The organism is Shewanella sp. 10B, from assembly GCF_023475885.1.
GTDB lineage: Bacteria > Pseudomonadota > Gammaproteobacteria > Enterobacterales > Shewanellaceae > Shewanella > Shewanella mangrovisoli.
The window spans coordinates 1-1,398 of sequence record NZ_JAMDJO010000022.1 but is presented as its reverse complement, the minus strand read 5'-3'; the positions used below and the strand labels follow the sequence as shown (position 1 = coordinate 1,398).

General features: G+C 49.6%; 1 protein-coding gene. It reads right to left on the bottom strand.

Annotated elements, in window-relative coordinates; translation table 11 throughout:
• On the bottom strand, nt 1–1,398 hold a 1,398-nt coding region (locus M0415_RS21275), incomplete at both ends, for an Ig-like domain-containing protein (protein WP_249560534.1).

Here is a 1,398-nt window from a genome sequence, read left to right as displayed (position 1 = left end):
TCAATCACCACATCTTGGGTGACGGTTTTGCTGTTGCCAGCCACGTCGGTGACGGTGGCGACCACAGGGTAGGTGCCGTCAGGCAGCACGGTACCGGTTAAGTCCACACTCCAGTTACCTTGCGCATCAATCACTAAGCCGTTGGCGGTGGTGTAGACCACGCCGTTGATGGTGACGGCTAAGGTGCTGTCATCATCCAAATCGACGGTACCGTGGAACACTAAGGTGTTGTCGTTGGTGATAAAGTCCGTGCTGGAACTACCAGTGTCTTGGGTGATGCTGGTGATGGCCACGGTGTTGCCGTCGCCGTCCTCATCAATCTTAATATCGACATTACCGTTATCCGTTGCTTTACCTGTGTTGCCCGCAGGATCTGTTACTGTCGCTACCGCGGTATAGCCACCATGAGGGATCGGTTCTGTTACATCGACAGCATAAGTACCATCGGGGTTAACGGTTGTAGTGAGAGTTTGTTGCACACCGTTACTGTCGGTTACAACAATAGTGATCACACTGCCAGGCGCGGCATCAGTAGTACCTGTAATTGTTGGGGTAGTGTCTTGCGTATCATCAGGAGCACTGACAGTAATTGTTGGTGCAGTTGTGTCGAGTAGGGCTGAATCGCTACCTTCAGGCGAGGTGTTACCCGCTGGATCTGTGATGGTTGCTACCACAGTAATGGTTTCACCTTCAGCTGGCGCAGGCAGTGTTAAATTGACAAAACCATTGTTGATATCTTGTTGTGTCAACACATAGTCAACACCATTGACCGTCAGAGTATCGCCTGCATTTGCACCAGTGCCGCCTAATCCAATAGTGACACTAACTTCGGTTGCACCACCGAGTTCAGCATTACTGATAAAGCCATCATCGTTAGTATCAGTTGTGATAGTAACACTTGGACCACCATCGGCCACAGGAGTGACATTGATAGTTAATGTTGCAGTTGAACCAGTATTGGTGGTGTAGGTGATAACCGGAACCTGGCCGTTCCAATCTGCATTTGGAGTAAAGCTGTAAGAGCCATCGGCATTGAGTACTAAGCTGCCACCGTCTAGGGCGACAGTGGTACCCGCGGCAAAAGTGCTGCCTGATACTGTAAAACTAACAACACTTAAGATTGAATCTACATCGGTGTCGTTGTCGAGTACATTGCCTGTTGCTACCGTATCTTCATCGACGGTATTAGTATCGTTTGCTAGTACCGATGGGTCATCAACAGGGGTGACGTTAATGGTTAATGTTGCAGTTGAACCTGTATTAGTGGTGTAAGTGATGACAGGTACTTGGCCGTTCCAATCTGCATTTGGAGTAAAGCTGTAAGAGCCATCGGCATTGAGTACTAAGCTGCCACCGTCTAGGGCGACAGTGGTACCCGCGGCAAAAGTGCTGCCTGAT